This window comes from Prevotella sp. E15-22, assembly GCF_023204875.1.
Classification (GTDB): domain Bacteria; phylum Bacteroidota; class Bacteroidia; order Bacteroidales; family Bacteroidaceae; genus Prevotella.
Genome location: NZ_CP096247.1, coordinates 2,822,907 through 2,842,243 on the forward strand (window position 1 = coordinate 2,822,907; position 19,337 = coordinate 2,842,243).

Here is a 19,337-nt window from a genome sequence, read left to right on the forward strand (position 1 = left end):
GATATGAGTAAGAAGAAAGTTGTAGTAGCATTCAGCGGTGGATTGGACACCAGCTACAATGTAATGTATCTGACCAAGGAGTTAGGTTACGAAGTATATGCCGCTTGTGCCAACACTGGCGGATTCTCGGCCGAGCAGCTGAAGAAGAACGAAGAGAACGCCTATAAGTTGGGCGCTGTGAAATATGTGACCCTCGATGTTACACAGGAGTACTATGCCAAGTCATTGAAGTACATGATCTTCGGCAATGTGCTGCGAAACAACTGCTATCCCATCAGCGTATCGTCAGAGCGTATCTTCCAGGCCATCGCCATTGCCCGTTATGCCAAGGAGATTGGCGCCGATGCCATTGCACACGGCTCTACAGGTGCAGGCAACGACCAGATTCGTTTCGACATGACCTTCCTGGTGATGGCTCCTGGCGTCGAGATTATCACCTTGACACGTGACCGTAACCTGACACGTAAGGAGGAGGTCGACTACCTGAACGCCAATGGCTATTTTGCCGACTTCACCAAGTTGAAGTATTCATATAACGTAGGTATCTGGGGCACCAGTATCTGTGGCGGCGAACTCCTCGACCCCACTCAGGGGCTGCCTGAGGATGCTTACCTGAAGCACGTCACAGCCAAGGAAAACGAGGCGCTGCTGAAGATCTCCTTCGACAAGGGTGAGATTGTAGCCGTCAACGGTGAGCAGTTTGACGACAAGGTGAAAGCCATCCAGAAGATCGAGGAGATTGGCGCATCCTACGCCATTGGCCGCGACGCCAACGTGGGCGACACCATCATCGGCATCAAGGGTCGCGTAGGCTTTGAGGCTGCCGCCCCCAAACTGATTATCGAAGCACACCGTCTGCTGGAGAAGTCAACCCTCTCTAAGTGGCAGCAGTACTGGAAAGACCAGGTGGCCAACTGGTACGGCATGTTCCTCCACGAGAGTCAGTACCTGGAGCCAGTGATGCCCGATATCGAGGCCATGCTCACCTCCAGCCAGCGCAATGTCACTGGTACAGCCATTCTGAAGCTCCGTCCTTACGGCTTCGAGACCGTAGGCATCGATTCTGCCAACGACCTCACCAAGAGTAAGCTGGGCGAATATGGCGAGACCCAGACAGGCTGGACAGCCGACGAGGCCAAGGGCTTCATCAAGGTCAGCTCTACCCCACTCCGCGTTTACTACGGCATTCACAAAGACGAGAAACGCTAATTTACTTTGACCACAAATTTAACGGATTAAACGGATGATAAAAGTAGGTATCTTAGGTGCAGCAGGCTATACGGGTGGTGAACTCATCCGTGTGTTGCTCAACCATCCTCAGGCAGAGATTGTCTTTGCCAACTCTGAGAGTAATGCAGGCAATCTGGTTTCTGACGTACACGAAGGCCTCATCGGCGAGACCGATCTGAAGTTCACTGACGAGATGCCCTTCGACAAGGTCGACGTTGTCTTCTTCTGCTTCGGCCATGGCAAGAGCGAAGCCTTCCTCAAGGAACACACCATCCCTGCAAGCGTGAAGATTATCGACCTGGCGCAGGACTTCCGCATCAAGGGCGACCACGACTACGTGTATGGTCTGCCAGAAATCAACAAGGCCGACATCGCGCAGGCACAGCATCTGGCCAACCCAGGCTGCTTTGCCACCGCCATCCAGTTGGCGCTCCTCCCTGCCGCCCATATGAACCTGCTGAAGGAAGATGTGGCCGTCAACGCCATCACGGGATCCACTGGTGCTGGTCAGAAACCAGGCGCCACCACCCACTTCTCATGGCGCAACAATAACCTGAGCATCTATAAGCCCTTCCAGCATCAGCATATCGCCGAGATCCGTCAGAGTCTGAAGCAGGTGCAGGGCTATTTGGATGCCGACATCGACTTCATCCCCTATCGTGGCGACTTTGCCCGTGGCATCTTCTGTACAGCCGTGGTAAAGACCGCAGTACCTGCAGAAGAGATTATCAGCACCTATAAGGACTTCTATGCCGATGCCGCCTTTACGCACTATACCGACAAGGCCATCGACCTGAAGCAGGTGGTAAATACCAACAAGGCATTGGTGCACTGCGAGAAGTTTGGCAACAAACTGCTCATCACCTCGGCCATCGACAATCTGCTGAAGGGCGCCGTTGGTCAGGCCGTACAAAACATGAACATCATGTTTGGCATCGACGAAGCTGCAGGATTAAAGTTAAAAGCTTCAGCCTTCTAAGCGAACAAACAATAAAAATACAGGAACCGACTAACATTTTTCATAGTGTTAGTCGGTTCTTTCGTTATTCCACTGCTTTTCTGTGATTTTGCAATGTTTTTCTGCGAATATGAGAGTACCTTTTTTCAACACATTTCGTATATTTGCAAACAATCTAATAACAAACAATATTATTACGACTATGAAAAAAGAATCTATTTACACTCGTACTGATGCTCACTGCACTAAATGCAGGAGCACAAGATTTAGAGTACTCCTTTGACAATGCAACGAGGACGGCAAAGGTGACGTATCGCATGAGACAATTAGGCGACGGCACATGGGAGCGCATCCAAGGAGGTTATCATGGCGATATCGTCATACCAGAAGAGGTATCAGGCTATACTGTTACAGGCGTTGGCGAGTTGGCATTCGACCAATGCTATGATGTTACATCCGTTAAGTTTCCTAACACGATGAAGTCAATTGAGGAGCGTGCCTTCTGTGGCTGAATTTGGATTCACCGCATGTGAAAACGTGAACACCATTACATGTCTTGCAACGACTCCACCCGTATGTAGCAACTATGTTTTCTCCAATACCGACAAGCAAGCCTGCAAGCTATATGTTCCTGAAGCAAGTATAGAGTTATACAAGGCCGCAAATATATGGAAGGACTACTTCAACATCGAATCAAATGTTCATAGCGTCGCCATGGATGCCTTATTCACGAATGGCGCATCTTACGACCTGCAAGGACGAAAAGTAAACAGTCAGACAGTTGATAAGGGTCTGTATATCAACAACGGCAAGAAGATAATCGTTCGCTGACAACAACAAACTACTCATCATCTCCTGCATCGATAACCTAGCCAGGAGAATAGGATAAGGCCGTACAAAACATGAACATCATGTCTTGTGCGGCTTTTTTCAGAACTTATACTCAACGAAGGCCTCCATGGCCTCGTAGCAGGCCAGGCCCAGGTCGTCGTAGAGTTTGGCCGTGGCACGGTTACGATCCTCGGCACGCTGCCAGAACAGACGCTCGTCGTTACCCAGAAACGGTGCACTCTCCATCTGACTCTGATGGCGAAGGATGGCGTTGCGTTTCTCGCGCAACTCCTCAGGACTCATGGGCACGCACATCTCAATATTCTCAATCTCCCATTCAGACCAGGCCCCACGATACATCCACACGCGACACTCGTTGAGCCATTCAGCGCCAGCCTTCTTCTCCTCGTCGATGGCAGCCAGCACAGCATCAGTACACTTGCGATGCGTGCCATGAGGATCGGCTAGGTCGGCAGCCACGTATATCTGATGCGGCTTGATCTGCTGCAGCAACTCCTGAATGATGTGCACATCGCGCTCCGACATGGGCAACTTCTCAATCTTGCCACTCTCATAGAAAGGCAGGTCGAGGAAATGAATATGATCCTTCTTAACACCATTATATCCACAGGCATTGCGCGCCTCACCACGACGGATGAGTCCCTTGACGGTCAGCACATCGCGACTGTCAAAGTCGCCCTCCTGCTTCCGTTTGATGAATCCCAACACCTCATCGGCATAACGCTTGATGAGTTCATCGCTGCCATTGGCAAACACCTCATTGAAAGAACGCAGGAAATGCATGTAGAGTCTCACCTCCTCGTCGGCCACAGCAATATTACCTGAAGTCTCATAGGCAATATGCACGTCGTGCCCCTGCTGCTTCAGTCGACGGATAGTGCCACCCATCGAGATAACATCATCGTCAGGATGCGGCGAGAAGACAATGACACGCTTGGGATAAGGCAGCGCACGCTCTGGACGCGTAGAATCGTCAGCATTAGGCTTTCCTCCAGGCCAGCCAGTGATGGTGTGCTGCAGGATGTTGAACACAGCGATGTTCACCAATCCTGCCGATCCATATTCTTCGACATAGTGCTGCATGCCGTTGTCCACATAATCCTTCGTCGAAAGCTTCAGCACAGGCTTTCCCGTTTTGAGGCAAAGAGCAATCACATCGCTTCGCAACTGACGGTCAGCGATATGATCGAAATTGATAGTAGATGTTAGATTCAGGTTCATCATTATTAAATTTATATCATTAACAACGTTATCTTCTGGGTGCAAAGATACTAAAAAAAGTTGCTCAATTGTTCAAAAACATAAGGAATCGACGCAAAAGTATTGTCCTGCCTACCCATTCTCACCATGATAAGGCGCTTATAGGGGTTCACATAAAGCACCTGTCCACGAATGCCATGGGCATAATAGCCAGGATATGGCGCCTTGTCGGCCCCAATACTACTTAGGTTATACCAGTTGAAGTGATAGCCGTCGTTGTCCTCAGAATAGTCGGTGGTCTGATGTATCCACTCCTCGCTGACGATGCGCTGGCCGTTCCACACACCACCGTTCATGTAAAGCCGACCAATCTTGGCCAGGTCCTGCATCGTGGTCGATATGCCACCAAAGGCATGCGCCACCCCATGCTTACGACTGTCGATATTGACAATGGCAGGCGACTCCATCTGCAAGGGCTTCCACACCTTCTCGCTGAGATAGTCAATATAGCGCTGGCCAGTGGCCCGTTCGATGACAACACCAAGGATCTGGGCCGTCATACTCTCATAGCGATGTTCCTTGCCAGGCTCGCACCTGAACTTCAGCCCACGAATCTGCTTCATCAGGTTATGGCCGTAGTTCAGCTTCGCCATGGCGTTGAGACGCTTCAATTCCTTCAATCGCAGCGAGTAGGTATCGTCGAAGTCCAGTCCACTCCGCATGTCGAGCAGGTGTCGGATGGTGAGTTTCTGCCACATAGGGTCTTTCTTCTTGAGTTCAGGCAGATAGTCAGTCACCACATCGTCCACACTCTTGATGTAACCCTCATAGACAGCAATGCCACACATCAGCGACGTGATAGACTTCGACACAGAGAACACCGTTCCCAACCTATCGATGGTGATGTCGCCCACATAATGCTCATAGACGATGCTGTCGTTGTGGATGATGAGGACGCCCTGCGTATCCGTCTTACCCTTCAGGGCCTCCCATAGCGTCACGTTCTTATAGCGCTTACCCTGATTAAAAAAGTGGAGCGTGTCTATCCATGCGGACTGTTGCTTGGCATGAGGAAACGAGAACGTCGACGTTCCATTGGCGATGGTGTCGTGCACATGATGCTCAAAACTATAGATATCCGGCCCACTTTGTCCATCGGCCCGATAGCCCCTTATAATAGCACACGACGATAAGAGAAGGGTGCACACGCATGCCAGCGAAAGCACCACGGCGTTACCCTTTTCAATCCTAGATCTTGATTTCAATTGCATTTGTTCCTGAAAAATATCTGTTAAGTTTTTTATGTGGTGCAAAGGTAGGTAAATCCTTTTTACCATGCAAACATTACAGATACTTTTTTTAGTATTCACTAGGCTTTATTCTTTCGATATTTCCAAACGAAGTAGAAACACAAACACAAGGCAACCAAAACAACGATGATTGTCAGAAGAAGATTATCACTTACCATTCCCACAGTCTCCGTAGGATCGGGAGCAATGTCTGCCAACTGCTGTTTACCTGAAATCACATCAGATGTCACAGTAATGGTATCCATTGTTTCAGTAGGAATTACAGAGTAAGGGACTTCAGGTTCGGGTGCAGGAACTGGAGTTTCTGAATGTGAGCGGAACAGGGAGTCATTTGGGTCAATGATAATGTCTAATAATGTCATAATACAATAGTTTTATAGGGTTTATATGCTAATAAGTTGATAATACGCCATAAGGAGTTGCACCAATAGTCCTGTCAGGAAACTGATGGCATTACACAGAAAACTATAGATGAATGCGCGCGACAAGATACGAATGAAAAGATAGTACCATAATGCCTCTACAGCAACCACCAGCAATTCACCCATAACAATCGTCATCACGCTGCTATCAACATAAACGATGTAAAGATTCAAGGGAATATTTGTGAGAATGTTGATGACAACAGACGAGCCCAGCACCAGCCTACGACGTTCGCGTAAGAGCAACAGGACCACGAATTCTATCATGATCGTTGGCACGAGGGCAAGTAATAGCATCGGAAATATCATCATAGGCTAAATGAAAGCTAATAAATATCCTGGAATAAGTGCAGCAGCCAGCAATCCGAAGGCCAGTCCTTCGCGCTTAGGCAGCACCACATTTGCCAGATAAAGGGTGACGGGCATCGTACAGTTGACAGCGAACAAGCCAACTAGAGCTATCACCATCTCCTGACTCCTGAACACCAAGCAGACCAGCACTAAGACGATGACCAATGCAAACATCCTGACGATGCCCAGATGATGCGCCAGCCATCCGCCAGCCATCTTTCCCAACATTGAGAGCAATCCTATCAGAAGTACCACACTGCTGGTCCTCGACATCTCACCACTGAACGTCTCTCCCACAAAAGAGCGCAGCATGACCACAAGCATCAGAACCAACAACGACATCCATATGAACAGCTTACTGAATCGACATTCCGCCTCCTGACTATTGATGGCAGAGATGCCCGCTTTGAGGTCCAGGTGCACGTAAGCCGTTGACAACACACAGATAGTAAGCAAAACTGTATAGAGTAAAGGCCACGAGAAGAAAACAATGCCAAGGGCCAAGCCAAAAGCTCCTGTTGAGACAAAAGCACCAAGGGCACGCATATCATTACCCGTCGTAACGGCCACTTGTTTGCCTCCCCACACATGAAACAGCGAGTTTCCCATTCCCAGTAATATAGGTATCACCATCATACCCACAGTTGACAACCTGAAACTGACGACAATCGATGTTGCCAAGACTGCCACCGTCAGCAATAGGACAGATGCCAACAGCATCCAGTGATGGCGCTTCAAGCTGTCTGCCCACAATCCCGTCAACGGCTGTGTCAGGAAGGCCAATATATTATAGGTAAGAAAGATGCCTACAAGATGCAACGCAGAAAATGATGATGCTATCAGGTAAAGACTGCATACGCATAATCCGTCGACCAACAAATGCAGCACGGAACATAAAAGGATGGTTGCAAGTGAGAGCGGTTTTATGCGTTTCATATTATTTATTTCAAGTGGACCTTAAAGGATACGGGGATGGGGGCCACATTCCAAACACGAACAAATTCACCGTGATACTTACCCGGATTCCATTTAGGCATGGCTTTGATAACACGAACGACTTCATCGTCCATGGGCTGAAGTGCTTTGTTGTGTGCCTCGGCTTTCTGACGATACTCGGCTGTCATGCTGTCTATGATGGGAATGGCATATGAGGAAGCCAATGATCTGATTAATTTAACGTGACTGATAGATCCGTCTCTCTCTACAACAAACCTTACTATTGCATGCCCTTCTGCACTTGTTCCTTCTGCAATAGCGGGATAACGTGTTTCATTATATAAATAGGTCATCAGGTCACCCTGGAAAGACGGATAAGTGTCAACAACATCGTATATCTTGTTGGTATCAGCAGGCGCCTCTAGCTCCTCTGGAAGATTGTTACATTTCATCCTAATTACATGTTCTTCAGGATCTAGCGGTAATGGAGGTGCACTGAACCTGATGATTAGGGTAAAATCCATGTTGATATTTTTATTCCCTTCCTTTGCGGGAATCCATTTGGGCATTTTTCTAACGATGCGTAGTGCCTCTCTGTCTAACGAGGGTGAGACACTAGTAGCGACTTTAGGATGAACTACATTACCAAGTGTGTCGACGGTAAAAACAACGTAAACTGTTCCAGCCTCTCTTTTCTTTAAGGCTTCATCGGGGTATTTCTTTTCTTTCTCTATAAATTCCTGCAAAGCTTTATACCCTCCAGGAAAAGATGGCCTTAGCTTGACATGCTGAGCACAACAAGCTGAGCATATCAGTAGACTCATCAACATCGTTTTCATTCTTGTTTTCATTGTCTTTGGCTTTTAGTTGATAACCACGCTACAAAGGTAATTCCTAATTTCTTTGTCTCCAAATTTTCAGAAAGAAAACAATTAAACAGAAACTAAACAATGAGTAAACAATGAGTAAACAAACCGCTGATTGATAATTATTTCCTAGCGCTTCCATAATTCTCCATCACCCAGTTAAAGCAGGGATCTATGCCCTTCTGGTAGTCTTGGAAGGAGGTGGAAAGGGTTTTTGCCAAAGGAACATCCTGGCCCTTTGTCTCGTCTGGACGAACAAAGCATTTATGAGAGATATAACCTTTGGTCTGAGTGTTAGGCAGGCTCCAGGATATCATGTCACCATAATGGGTGGCAGCGTAAGAAGCCGGTTCGCCAATGGCGATGCCAATATTATTGTCGATAGCCATCGTCATCAGCAGTCCTGCGCTACTAAAAGTACGCTCGCCTTGGATAAAGATGACGTTGCCCAGAAACGGTGACGCTGATCCCTGCAACTGACTATGAGCATCCGTTGCACTATACAATAGGGATTTGTCAAGACCTATGGCCTGATAGTATGCTTCTGCCATCTGAGAGGGACGTACAGATACTCTTGGACCCACGATGGCTGACTTAAGTCTGCCTAGCAGTTCGTCACACAGTGCACTATTGCCACCAGAGTTCTCCCTTACATCCACAACAAGCGTCTTAACGTCCTGCTTCGCCATGGTCTGGAACATAGAATCAAGAAATTCTGTGAAGACGGGGATACGCTTCAGCTGTTGCTCCAATCGCGCAAGCAACTTTTCATTGCCAGCCACCTGAGGCAGATACTGCTGTCTAAGAGTGTTGCGATCGGCACACTGGTCAAACAACATATAGCACACCCCTCCGTCGAGTATCTGAAACGAGAAAGGCATTCCACCTGCACGCAGCCTCATCTGTTGAACCTGCGACTTGTTTTCCACCCCACAGATATCCTTGTTCTGGATTTTGATGGGTTTCATTTTCAGTGTGTTGCCATCCGAAAAAGACAGCGTTATGGATGAGTCAGACTCACAGAGTCCCAGTTCCTTCCATAGATAGAAAGCATTTGAGAATTGCTTGAACGTCTTCTTGTAGTCCACGTCGTTAGTCGTACTGAAGAAGTCCCTGAACTGGTCATAGATGAACAACATATCCTTTCCATTAATCTTCAGAACCTGTTTTCCCAACGATGATTCCATACTTTTCAGCACAGCATCCAGATACATCCCCTTATCATCAATATAGAAACGCATGGGATAGTACAGATCCGAACTAGCTGCGTTTTGCAAACCCGTATGCCCATCATGCAACTTGGCTGCAACTTGCTGCAAAGTATAGACGAAAGCCTGCTCACTCTCACACTTTCCACAACGTTTATACCCCTGCTTCAACGCCTTCTTTACATTGATGGGAGTCCCTTTTTCAAAGGCAGGATGCGTGGTCTGGAGCATATCCATGAAAAGCAGAAAATCCTTCTGATAATCGTTGCCCTTCACGTAATCCTTACTTTCCTCTATGACCTTGTTATGATAGGTGACGACCGTTTGCGCCGTTGTTTGAAGGGCGAACAGCAGAGAGGAGCATAACACGATTCTGCGAGCGTATTCAAAAAATCTGTTTTGCATTTTTGCTAAATCATTGGTTAAAGAATTCTGTTGCAAATATACAACTAATTCTCATTCGACAGTCATCCATGACGGTTCTTTTAAGCTAAATTAACGAATAATCTTTACAATAGCACCTCTGAGATTTAAAAATTCTGAGCCAAAAATTTTTTCTGTGCGTACAGGCGAAATATGAGCACGTTCGTAAATTACTGAAAATGAGGGGCTTACGAAATTAGCTCGAAAAGTGTAAAGATTTAGAACGCAATCGAATATTCGTTTAGGTTGTAACGGAGCCTGAGTTACACTGCAACGGAGCCTGTTTTGCATGGTAAAACAGCATGAGTTGCATCGTAAAACAGCCTCCGTTGCAACCTAAAATCGATAGGGGTATAAAAAAGGGGCAAAAAGCCCCATTTTTTCGTTCTAGTTTGCATTTTTTCAGGACCCTGTTTTTCGGCAGTATTTTTTGACATTACCACACTGCGCCACCCCCAAACAAGCAACAAACGAAGTCGTATCATTCCGTGGTCAAATAGCCCACATGCAAGTTGCCCTTCTTGAGCAACTGCTTCAGATGATCCTTCAAAGACGACGGTGTGACCTTCTTATCGCAGGTCAGATCGTCGTTTTTCAATAAGACGCCATTGAGTTCGCGCTCGATATAGTCAGAGCAAGGTCCGTCAACACCATCCTCATAAGGCTTTCTAGCACTCTCACGATTCTTGATGTAGTTATCAACAAGTTCCTGCGTAATCAGGTTGCCCTCAGCCATTTCGTTGACGAGTTGCTTCACGTCCTGGGCAATGCGTTCACGCTGGGTGGGATTGCAAGTATAGGAAATGGCGCATCTCATGCGAGGAACAGGCAACAGGTCGTCCACCACCTGACACACCGGCGTATAGACATCACCATGTTGCACTCGGATTCTGTTCATCAGGAGTTCACTAATCACACTTTGCAGCGCATGGTTCAGCGCGCGCACATCCTGATTCAACTGGAAACCCTTCTCCCAAGTATAGTAAAGAGCTGTGACACAAAGCGGCGACGGATTACTAAACTTCTCCACAGCAGTCGTGTTGGTTGTCTTATAATGGTCAGCACTCCACACCAGGCGCTTCACTGGTTCAGGCTTCGAAGGCAGTGAGCCGATATACTTCAGAACCAAGGGCATGATGGAGTCTTGATTCACATCACCACAAACGAGGAACAGCGTACCGTTGAAGTTAGAATAATAGTCCTTCACCAGTTCCCTGAGGCGTTCCACCGATAATCTCCCTGCCTCTTCCACCGTAGGCGGCATGAGTCGCTTGCTTGATTCAAAGGGCAGGCAATTGAGGCGATTAGCTGCCTGAACGGAAGCGACGCTACTCTGCGTGGCGACATTCTGTAAAGTGGTGATAATCTCAGATGCTGCGACGGAGTCAACCTCTGTTGTTGTCAACGAGGCATAGAACATCTTCAACGCCTGCTCGATGTCTGTCCAATACGCCTCATCCTTCTCTGCTGAACTGCAAAACAAATCAAAGACGTCGTCAAACGGCCTAGCGAGGACAAACGCATGAGTGCTTGCCTGGTATTTATATTTTCTTCTGCAACTCAGCATCTTGCTGTATTGGAAATCTTCATCGCTAAGTGCCGAGTAACCCATAGGACGGTCCAGCTTCATCTTGACACCATTATGATGGAGCTTCTTTTTCCAGAACACCACCTTCACGCCATTCGACAGAAGCACCTCGCTAATACTATCGTTGAGAACGGTGGTTTTCCTTATGGTGCCTGGTGTCGGATTGATGTCAACGCTATCCACATGGAGCGACTCCAGTTTCTTAGGCGCCTCCACAGTTGCTTCCGCCAGTTCCTCATCCTTCATCTGCTTCACGCGCTTCAGGATGTCCGCCACCTCCTTCTCTGTTGGGAAGGCCACGCCTTCAGGAAACGTCTCGACAATAGCCATATTCCTTCCACTAACCAGTTTTCTGAACGCATCGCTCAACTGCTCCTTTGTGATGGTGCTGCGAATGTGTTCCCTACTGGCCTCTGTGCTCTTCATATCCAGGAGCTTGGTGCCATGAAAGAAACTATTGGTTATCAAGGTTGTCCACGATGAGCGAGCCCCCACTTTGTCAACAGCTGTCGTGTCGGCAAAGTCGATAGCCGTAAAGTCATCATTATACTTAGGGTGCTCAGCAAACTTCACCTTATCGTCGTCCGTGAACCCTTTTCTGCGAACATACTCCACGCGCTTGGCCAACTTCTCAAGCGCCTTTTTCCAGTCGTCCGGCTTCGAGCCCAACTCGAATATCATCGTCTCGATGCCTTTCACTTCGACGGGTTTTGCCATCGCCGAAGCCGCATAGACAGTATTCTTGTCTTTCATGCCATTGAGTTGATTGAGCATCAACCCACTCAGATGGTTATATACCTGCTCCGACCTCAACGCGCCAACGGTATTCTCTTTCGCAGCATCGTCAGCAGGCAGTCGCATCATCATCGCGCTGAAGTGATAGGGCGAGGTCGCGTTTGAAAAGAAGCGGATACGGGGTGACTCTTCATCATGAAGCGCAGGAGAAGGAGGAACCACGTTCTTGCCTCGCTTCAGGTTGCCAAACAGCTTCTTGATCTTCGCCACCACCTCGTCGGCATCAATGTCTCCCACCACAACCACAGCCTGGTTTTGTGGCTGATACCAACGCTTGTAGAAGTCACGAATGGTCTTGGGCGAGCAGTTCTTCACGACATCCATATCACCAATGGGCGTCCAATCAACATAACAGGGCGTATTGAGAATTTCATTGACGATACTCATTTGATAAGCCTTTGAGGTTCTGCCACGCCATTCCTCCACAATCACGTTGCGTTCACTCTCAATGGCAGCGTCATCCATCGTGGCATCGCTGGCCCAATCTCGCATCAGAAGGAGACATGAGTCAACCACCAGCTCATCATTAGGCATGGAATTGAGGAGATAGCGCACGTTGGTATAGTCTGTAAAGGCATTGCTATCATGTCCGAACTTCAAGCCACATCTTCCCATAAAGGCGATCGCCTCCTGACCAGGGAAGTGTTTCGTACCATTAAACACCATGTGCTCCACAAAATGGGCCACGCCGCGTTCATTATCCTTCTCGATGATGCATCCTCCCTTCACCAGAAAAGTGAAATCTACCTTTTTGTCTGACTGTGTGCATCGACGCACATAATAGGTGAGGCCATTCTTCAGAACGCCTTGCCTGACAGTGGTGTCGAGAGGTATCTCCTGCTGTTCAATGATATCCAGATGAGCCATCAGCAACGAGTCGTTGCGTTGTTTTGAGTCAGAAGGGTTATGGTCCTCCGCTTGAGCGAAAAGTGCCACGCAGCACAGCGAGGCAGCCATCGCCAGAAAGAATCTTTTCATGCGTTTAATGATTTACGTTTTTAGTTTCTGGGATGCAAAGATACGTGTTTTTATTCACAATCTCAAGAAAAAAATGAAAAAAGAAAGGCGTTATCAAACATTTCTTGTATAATTATGCAGCAACAGCATTAAAATGCAAAAAAAACTTGGGTTTCTTGCATTATATCGCCCCTTTTTCGTAACTTTGCAGTCGATTATATAAGAAAGATTAGCGCAAAGATGAAACTATTCGATGTCTATCCCCTTTTCGACGTCAACATCGTCAAGGGCCAAGGTTGTAAGGTATGGGACGATAAAGGTCAGGAGTATCTGGACCTCTACGGCGGACACGCCGTCATTTCCATCGGACATTGTCACCCCCACTATGTGGAGAAGTTGAATGGTCAGTTGCAGACACTGGGATTCTACAGTAACTCCGTGCAGAACAAGTTGCAGGTGGAACTGGCAGAGCGACTGGGCAAGATTTCTGGTTATGAGGACTATCAGCTATTCTTGGTGAACAGCGGTGCCGAGGCCAACGAGAACGCGCTGAAGCTAGCGTCGTTTAAGACGGGCAACATTCGCGTGCTGTCGTGCGAAAAGGCTTTCCACGGACGCACGTCTCTGGCTGTCGAGGTAACCAACAACCCCAAGATTGTGGCCCCCATCAACGATAATCATCATGTGCGCTTCCTGCCCCTCAACGATATTGAGCCGTGGGTACGCGAGTTGACCCGTGGTGGCATTGCTGCCGTCATTCTGGAGTGCATCCAGGGTGTGGGCGGCATCCAGATGGCTACACCTGAGTTTGCTCAGAAGCTGGCCTACGCCTGCAAGCGCTATGGTGCCGTGCTCATCTGCGACGAGATTCAGTGTGGCTACGGACGCAGCGGTAAGTTCTTTGCCCACCAGTGGCTGGGCATCAAGCCCGACATCATCACCGTAGCCAAGGGAATCGGCAATGGTTTTCCCATGAGTGCCGTACTCATCTCGCCTGAGTTTGAGGCTGTCTACGGACAGTTGGGCACCACTTTTGGCGGCAACCATCTGGCCTGCACAGCCGCATTGTCTGTCATCGACGTGATGGAACAGGAGAACCTGGTGGAGAACGCTCGCGAGGTGGGCGACTACCTGATGGACAAGATTCGCAACCTGAAGAACGACAAGATTAAAGAGGTGCGTGGCCGTGGTCTGATGATTGGCATCGAGCTCTACACCCCACAGAAACCCGTACGCCAGCGCTTGGTCTACGAGCAGCACGTCTTCACAGGCTGCTCAGGCGAGAATGTACTTCGCCTGCTGCCACCGTTGACCTTCACCAAGGAGATGGCCGACGAATTCGTTGAACGTTTACAGAAAGCATTATGAAAATATCAGTAATAGGTGCCGGCGCTATGGGCGGTGCCACCGTAGAAGGCATGATCAAGGCCGACTACTTCGACAACAACAGCATCGTGGTGAGCGACCCCTCTGAGGCCGTCACCAAGAAATTCTCAGAACAGGGCATCCGCACCACCACCGACAACGCACTGGCCGCCAAGGAGGCCGACATGGTGATGGTATTCGTCAAGCCATGGCTGGTGGAGACGGTTCTGAAAGGCATCAAGGAGAGTCTGAACCCTGAAAAGCAGATTCTCGTTGTCATCGCCGCTGGCGTAAAGTCTGAGAGCATCAAGGAATGGTTGGGTGAATATTGTCCACCGCTGTTCCTCTGCATCCCCAACATCGCCATCGCTGAACTGGCATCCATGACGTTTCTCGTTGACTGTGGCGCTGCGTCACAGCGCCAGACAGAAATGGTGAAGGCCATCTTCGACGCCATGGGCAACACCATCCTCACTGACGAGGCACACCTCGCCGCAGGCACTACCCTCGCCTCTTGTGGTATTGCCTATGCCATGCGCTATGTGCGCGCTGCCTCGGAAGGCGGCGTGGAACTGGGCTTCAAGGCCGACCAGGCCAAGGAGATTGTGATGCAAACTATGCTGGGTGCCGTGAAACTGCTGGAGGCCAGCGGACTGCATCCTGAGGCTGCCATCGATCTGGTGACCACACCTGGTGGCGTGACCATCAAGGGCTTGAACGAGATGGAGCATGCTGGCTTTACCTCGGCCGTAATCCGCGGATTGAAGGCTGGCGCAAAATAAACATGTATCATTCCATAACAAAATAAACACAAAATGGACGAACAACTGAAACAGATTGGCGAGCGTCTGAAAGGACTGCGCGACGTACTCGACATCCCCGTGAGCGAGATGGCCGACACGATTGGCATCTCATCGGAGAAGTATGAAAAGATTGAGGCTGGCGAGGTGGACATCACCATTTCGAACCTGATGAAGATTGCCAAGAAGTATGGCGTATCGACAGAAGAATTGATCTTTGCCGAGGCACCTCACATGAAGTCATACTATGTGACACGCAAGGGACAGGGTATGAGCATTGAGCGCACCAAGGCCTATAAGTATCAGAGTCTGGTGGGCGGCTTCGTGAATCACAAGGCCGACGTATTTATCGTCACCGTAGAGCCTAAGCCTGAGGCTCACACCATTTATAAGAACACACATGCCGGCCAGGAATTCAACCTCGTGTTGGAGGGTAAAATGGAACTCTATATTGCAGGCAAGACCATCGTACTGGAAGAGGGCGACAGCATTTATTTCGACTCTACCAAGCCCCACGGCATGCTGGCCGTAGGCAACAAACCCGTGAAATTCTTAGCATTTACAGTAGAATAAACTAGACATGATAGAAAGATTTTTAAAGCAGACGCATTTCGAGTCTGTAGAGGATTACAATAAGAACCTGGAGTTTATCGTTCCAGAGCACTTTAACTTTGCCTACGACGTGATGGACGCATGGGCTGAAGAAGCTCCAGAGAAACTTGCCCTGCTTTGGACCAACGACCAAGGCAAAGAGATTCGCGCCACATACGCACAACTGAAAGAGCAGAGCGACCAGGCTGCAGCCTACCTGCAGTCGCTGGGCATTGGCAAGGGCGACCCTGTGATGCTGATCCTGAAGCGTCACTACGAGTGGTGGATCATCATGCTGGCCCTGTGTAAGATTGGTGCCATCGTGATTCCTGCCACCCACATGCTGACCAAGCACGACTACGTCTATCGCAATCAGCGTGCCTCTGTGAAGGCCATCATCTGTGCCGACGACGACTATATCATCAGTCAGATTAAGCTAGCCATGCCTGAGAGTCCCACGGTGAAGCATTATATCACCTTGCGCGACGAGGAAGGTTTCCACAACTGGAAGGCCGAATGGCAGCAGGCTCCTAAGTTTGAGCGTCCTGCCTTCGTCAACAACAACGAGGACACGATGATCATGTACTTCACAAGTGGTACGAGTGGCGAGCCCAAGATGGTGGCACACGACTACCTCTATGCCATGGGACACCTGACCACAGGTGTGTTCTGGCACAACCTGCACGAGGGTTCGCTGCACCTCACCGTGGCCGACACTGGCTGGGGTAAGGCTGTATGGGGTAAGTTCTATGGCCAGTGGTTTGCTGGCGCCACGGTGTTCGTGTTCGACCACGAGAAGTTCAATGCCGACACCCTGCTGCGCCAGATGGAGAAATACAAGGTGACAAGTTTCTGCGCACCTCCCACCATCTATCGCTTCATGATTCGCGAGGACCTGAGCAAGTACGACCTGAGTAGTCTGCAGTATTGCTGCACGGCTGGTGAGGCTCTGAACCCCGCTGTCTATGATAAGTTCCTCGAGAAGACTGGCATCCGCATGATGGAGGGCTTCGGCCAGACTGAGACCACCATGACGCTGGGCACCTTCCCCTGGATGACGCCAAAGCCCGGCTCAATGGGTATTCCCAATGCACAGTACAACATCGACTTGCTGCGTGCCGACGGCACCAGCTGTGAGGACGGTGAGAAGGGCGAGATTGTGGTGCGCGTGGGTGACAAGAAGCCTATCGGTCTGTTCAAGGGCTACTATCGCGACGAGGAGAAGACGCGCGAGGCTTGGCACGACGGCATCTATCACACTGGCGACATGGCTTGGCGCGATGAGGACGGCTACTACTGGTTCGAGGGTCGTATTGACGATGTGATCAAGTCGTCTGGCTATCGCATCGGCCCGTTCGAGGTGGAGAGCGCACTGATGACCCACCCCGCTGTGGTTGAATGTGCCATCACTGGTGTGCCCGACGACATCCGCGGCATGGTGGTGAAGGCTACTGTGGTACTGGGCAAGGAATGGAAGGACAAGGCTGGCGACGACCTGGTGAAGGAACTGCAGCAGCACGTCAAGAAGGAGACGGCTCCTTATAAGTACCCTCGTATTGTGGAGTTTGTCGACGAGCTACCCAAGACCATCAGTGGAAAGATCCGTCGCGTGGAGATTCGTAAGAAAGACGCTGAGAAATAAAGCGGGAAACAAGATGATACAAAGAAAGGACTGCCAGCATGCAGTCCTTTCTTGTGTTTCAGAACATCATCACCAAGAGTGGGATGGTTATCATCGACAGGAGTGTGGTGATGAAGGTTACTTCGGCCATCAACGAGGTGTCGCGCCCATATTTCAGGCAGAGGATGGTGCCATAGGTGGCCACAGGCATGGCGATGACCACGGTATTGATGTTCACCACATAGGGATCGAAGCCCAACAGCATGCACAGGAAATACATGGCAATGGGCACCACGGCCAGTCGCATCACGGTGGTTACATAGACGGTGGTGTTGCCCATCAGCGCCTTGAGTGGCAGTTGCGACATGCTGGAGCCAATGATGAGCAGGGCCGCAGGCACGGTGATGTTGCCTATCATGGTGAGTGGCTGACTGATAAAGGCTGGGATGTTTTCTATTTGCAACGCCACAATGAGCATGGTGAGATAGGCTGACAGCATGGGCGAGCCATAGAGCACTTTCTTCTGGAAGCGAGGGCCCTCGACTTCGGTTTTACCTGTTACGAGCACCGTTCCAACAGTAAAGACGGCAAATGTGTTGACCACATTGAGCACGGCGGCATAAAAGACGGCTTCATGACCAAAGATGCTGGCCACCACGGGATAGCCCATGAACCCTACGTTTCCAAACATCATGGCGAAACCCACCACACCCTCGTCTTCCTTTCGTTTGGTCAGGAAACGGGGCAGCCAGAAGGCCACGCCCGTGAGTACCACATAGGTCACCACGCTGATGGCAAGGAGCGGCAGGATGAAACGACGGTCGGGCAGTTCGCCCGTCATGGCCGACGAGAGAATCAACGCCGGACAGGTCCAGTTGAGCACCAGACTCGACAGTTTTCTATCAAAATCTCCTCCCATATATCCCAGTTTGCCTGCCATGTATCCCACAATGACAATGACAAAAAGTGTAGCCATCACAGTAATCATCTTACAAAAGTGCTTCTTTTTCTCAATTTAACTAAATTGGATGCAAAATTACAATTTATTTTTCGTAAATTTGCAGCAGTTTATGTGTTTTATCGGAGAAAGTAGAAAATCATGAAGAAAAGAATCGTCATCAAGGTGGGGTCAAACGTTCTGACACGCAAAGACGGTAAGCTCGACGTGACCCGTATGTCGGCCCTTGTAGACCAGATTGCATGGCTGCGCAAACAGGATATCGAGGTGGTTCTCGTATCATCAGGTGCTGTGGCCTGCGGACGCAGAGAACTGACCGTGGACCACTCGCTCGACAGTGTGGAACAGCGCCAGCTTTTCTCGGCTGTGGGACAGGTGAAACTGGTAGGTCTTTACTACGACCTGTTTCGCGAGTTCGGCATTCACGTGGGTCAGGTGCTCACCATGAAAGAGAACTTTGAGCCAGGCGAGCAATACCAAAACCAGCAGGCTTGTATGAAGGTGATGCTGGAGAACGACGTGCTGCCCATCGTCAACGAGAACGACACGGTTTCTGTAACTGAGCTGATGTTTACTGATAACGACGAACTAAGCGGCCTCATCGCCCAGATGATGAACGCCGACACGCTGATTCTTCTCTCAAATATCGACGGCATCTATGACGGTCATCCTGACGACCCTGCCTCAAAGATTATCCCTCAGGTGGAACCTGGGCGCGACCTCTCGCAATACATCAAGGCCGAGAAAAGTGCCTTTGGCCGTGGTGGAATGCACTCTAAATATACCACAGCATCGAAGGTGTCACAGGCTGGCATCCGAGTGATTATTGCCAACGGCGAACGAGAGAACATCCTGGTGGATCTGATGGAACGCAGGGCAACCACACCACACACAGAATTTCTACCG

The 19,337-nt window shown here is 49.5% G+C and carries 16 protein-coding genes and 2 pseudogenes; 9 read left to right on the plus strand and 9 right to left on the minus strand.

All coding sequences use genetic code 11. From position 1 onward, the window contains the following. The first annotated feature begins 3 nt into the window (after positions 1-3). The 4 genes from M1D30_RS11635 to M1D30_RS11650 all read left to right on the plus strand — a co-directional run bounded on the left by M1D30_RS11635 (position 4) and on the right by M1D30_RS11650 (position 3,019). Positions 4-1,209 carry an argininosuccinate synthase gene (locus M1D30_RS11635; RefSeq protein ID WP_248504133.1) on the plus strand — a complete coding sequence of 402 codons (1,206 nt, stop codon included), beginning with the start codon at positions 4-6 and terminating at the stop codon, positions 1,207-1,209. Positions 1,210-1,243: 34 nt separating this feature from the next. Continuing rightward, positions 1,244-2,209: an N-acetyl-gamma-glutamyl-phosphate reductase gene (gene argC, locus M1D30_RS11640; protein ID WP_248504135.1), complete on the plus strand. Its 966-nt coding sequence runs from the start codon at positions 1,244-1,246 to the stop codon at positions 2,207-2,209. A gap of 212 nt (positions 2,210-2,421) precedes the next feature. After that, on the plus strand, positions 2,422-2,700 hold the full coding sequence (locus tag M1D30_RS11645) for a leucine-rich repeat domain-containing protein (RefSeq protein WP_248504144.1): 279 nt from the start codon (positions 2,422-2,424) through the stop codon (positions 2,698-2,700). Beyond that, a complete protein-coding gene (locus M1D30_RS11650) occupies positions 2,693-3,019 on the plus strand; it encodes a hypothetical protein (RefSeq protein ID WP_248504146.1) in 327 nt (108 codons plus the stop codon). The genes M1D30_RS11645 and M1D30_RS11650 overlap by 8 nt, the downstream gene beginning before the upstream one ends. A gap of 99 nt (positions 3,020-3,118) precedes the next feature. Here M1D30_RS11650 and M1D30_RS11655 read toward each other — a convergent pair. From M1D30_RS11655 to M1D30_RS11690, 8 genes and pseudogenes are all read right to left on the minus strand, one after another. After that, positions 3,119-4,216: pseudogene (locus tag M1D30_RS11655) on the minus strand (PIG-L family deacetylase); the annotation flags it as partial. Between the two features lie 95 nt (positions 4,217-4,311). Next, positions 4,312-5,505, minus strand: a complete 1,194-nt coding sequence (locus M1D30_RS11660; protein ID WP_248504148.1) for a serine hydrolase — start codon at positions 5,503-5,505, stop codon at positions 4,312-4,314. A 104-nt stretch (positions 5,506-5,609) separates the two neighbouring features. Further along, entirely contained in the window at positions 5,610-5,912 is a 303-nt protein-coding gene (locus M1D30_RS11665; RefSeq protein WP_248504150.1) for a hypothetical protein, read from the minus strand. A 21-nt stretch (positions 5,913-5,933) separates the two neighbouring features. Further along, positions 5,934-6,239, minus strand: coding sequence for a hypothetical protein (locus M1D30_RS11670; RefSeq protein ID WP_248504152.1), 306 nt, complete (start codon positions 6,237-6,239; stop codon positions 5,934-5,936). A gap of 48 nt (positions 6,240-6,287) precedes the next feature. Next, positions 6,288-7,259 carry a hypothetical protein gene (locus tag M1D30_RS11675; RefSeq protein WP_248504154.1) on the minus strand — a complete coding sequence of 324 codons (972 nt, stop codon included), beginning with the start codon at positions 7,257-7,259 and terminating at the stop codon, positions 6,288-6,290. A gap of 5 nt (positions 7,260-7,264) precedes the next feature. Next, positions 7,265-8,110 (minus strand): TonB family protein, encoded by an 846-nt coding sequence (locus M1D30_RS11680; RefSeq protein WP_248504156.1) that lies wholly within the window; start codon positions 8,108-8,110, stop codon positions 7,265-7,267. A 137-nt stretch (positions 8,111-8,247) separates the two neighbouring features. Continuing rightward, the gene (locus M1D30_RS11685) at positions 8,248-9,738 is read right to left on the minus strand and encodes a S41 family peptidase (RefSeq protein WP_248504165.1); all 1,491 of its coding nucleotides are present in this window, start codon (positions 9,736-9,738) and stop codon (positions 8,248-8,250) included. A 499-nt stretch (positions 9,739-10,237) separates the two neighbouring features. Next, the gene (locus M1D30_RS11690; protein ID WP_248504167.1) at positions 10,238-13,117 is read right to left on the minus strand and encodes a M16 family metallopeptidase; all 2,880 of its coding nucleotides are present in this window, start codon (positions 13,115-13,117) and stop codon (positions 10,238-10,240) included. A gap of 219 nt (positions 13,118-13,336) precedes the next feature. Between M1D30_RS11690 and M1D30_RS11695 the strand changes: the two genes are divergently transcribed. Genes M1D30_RS11695 through M1D30_RS11710 form a run of 4 tightly spaced genes read left to right on the plus strand, consistent with a single transcriptional unit; the run spans position 13,337 to position 17,494 of the window. Beyond that, positions 13,337-14,464, plus strand: a complete 1,128-nt coding sequence (locus M1D30_RS11695; protein ID WP_248504169.1) for an aspartate aminotransferase family protein — start codon at positions 13,337-13,339, stop codon at positions 14,462-14,464. Further along, positions 14,461-15,243: a pyrroline-5-carboxylate reductase gene (locus M1D30_RS11700; protein ID WP_248504171.1), complete on the plus strand. Its 783-nt coding sequence runs from the start codon at positions 14,461-14,463 to the stop codon at positions 15,241-15,243. Before M1D30_RS11695 ends, M1D30_RS11700 begins: the two co-directional genes overlap by 4 nt. Positions 15,244-15,276: 33 nt before the next feature. Further along, positions 15,277-15,834, plus strand: a complete 558-nt coding sequence (locus M1D30_RS11705; protein ID WP_248504173.1) for a helix-turn-helix domain-containing protein — start codon at positions 15,277-15,279, stop codon at positions 15,832-15,834. A gap of 7 nt (positions 15,835-15,841) precedes the next feature. Next, entirely contained in the window at positions 15,842-17,494 is a 1,653-nt protein-coding gene (locus tag M1D30_RS11710) for an AMP-binding protein (RefSeq protein WP_248504174.1), read from the plus strand. A 58-nt stretch (positions 17,495-17,552) separates the two neighbouring features. Here M1D30_RS11710 and M1D30_RS11715 read toward each other — a convergent pair whose 3' ends face one another. Next, entirely contained in the window at positions 17,553-18,461 is a 909-nt protein-coding gene (locus M1D30_RS11715; protein WP_248504176.1) for an AEC family transporter, read from the minus strand. A 111-nt stretch (positions 18,462-18,572) separates the two neighbouring features. Here M1D30_RS11715 and proB point away from each other — a divergent pair. Continuing rightward, a pseudogene (gene proB / locus M1D30_RS11720) lies at positions 18,573-19,337 on the plus strand (glutamate 5-kinase); the annotation flags it as partial.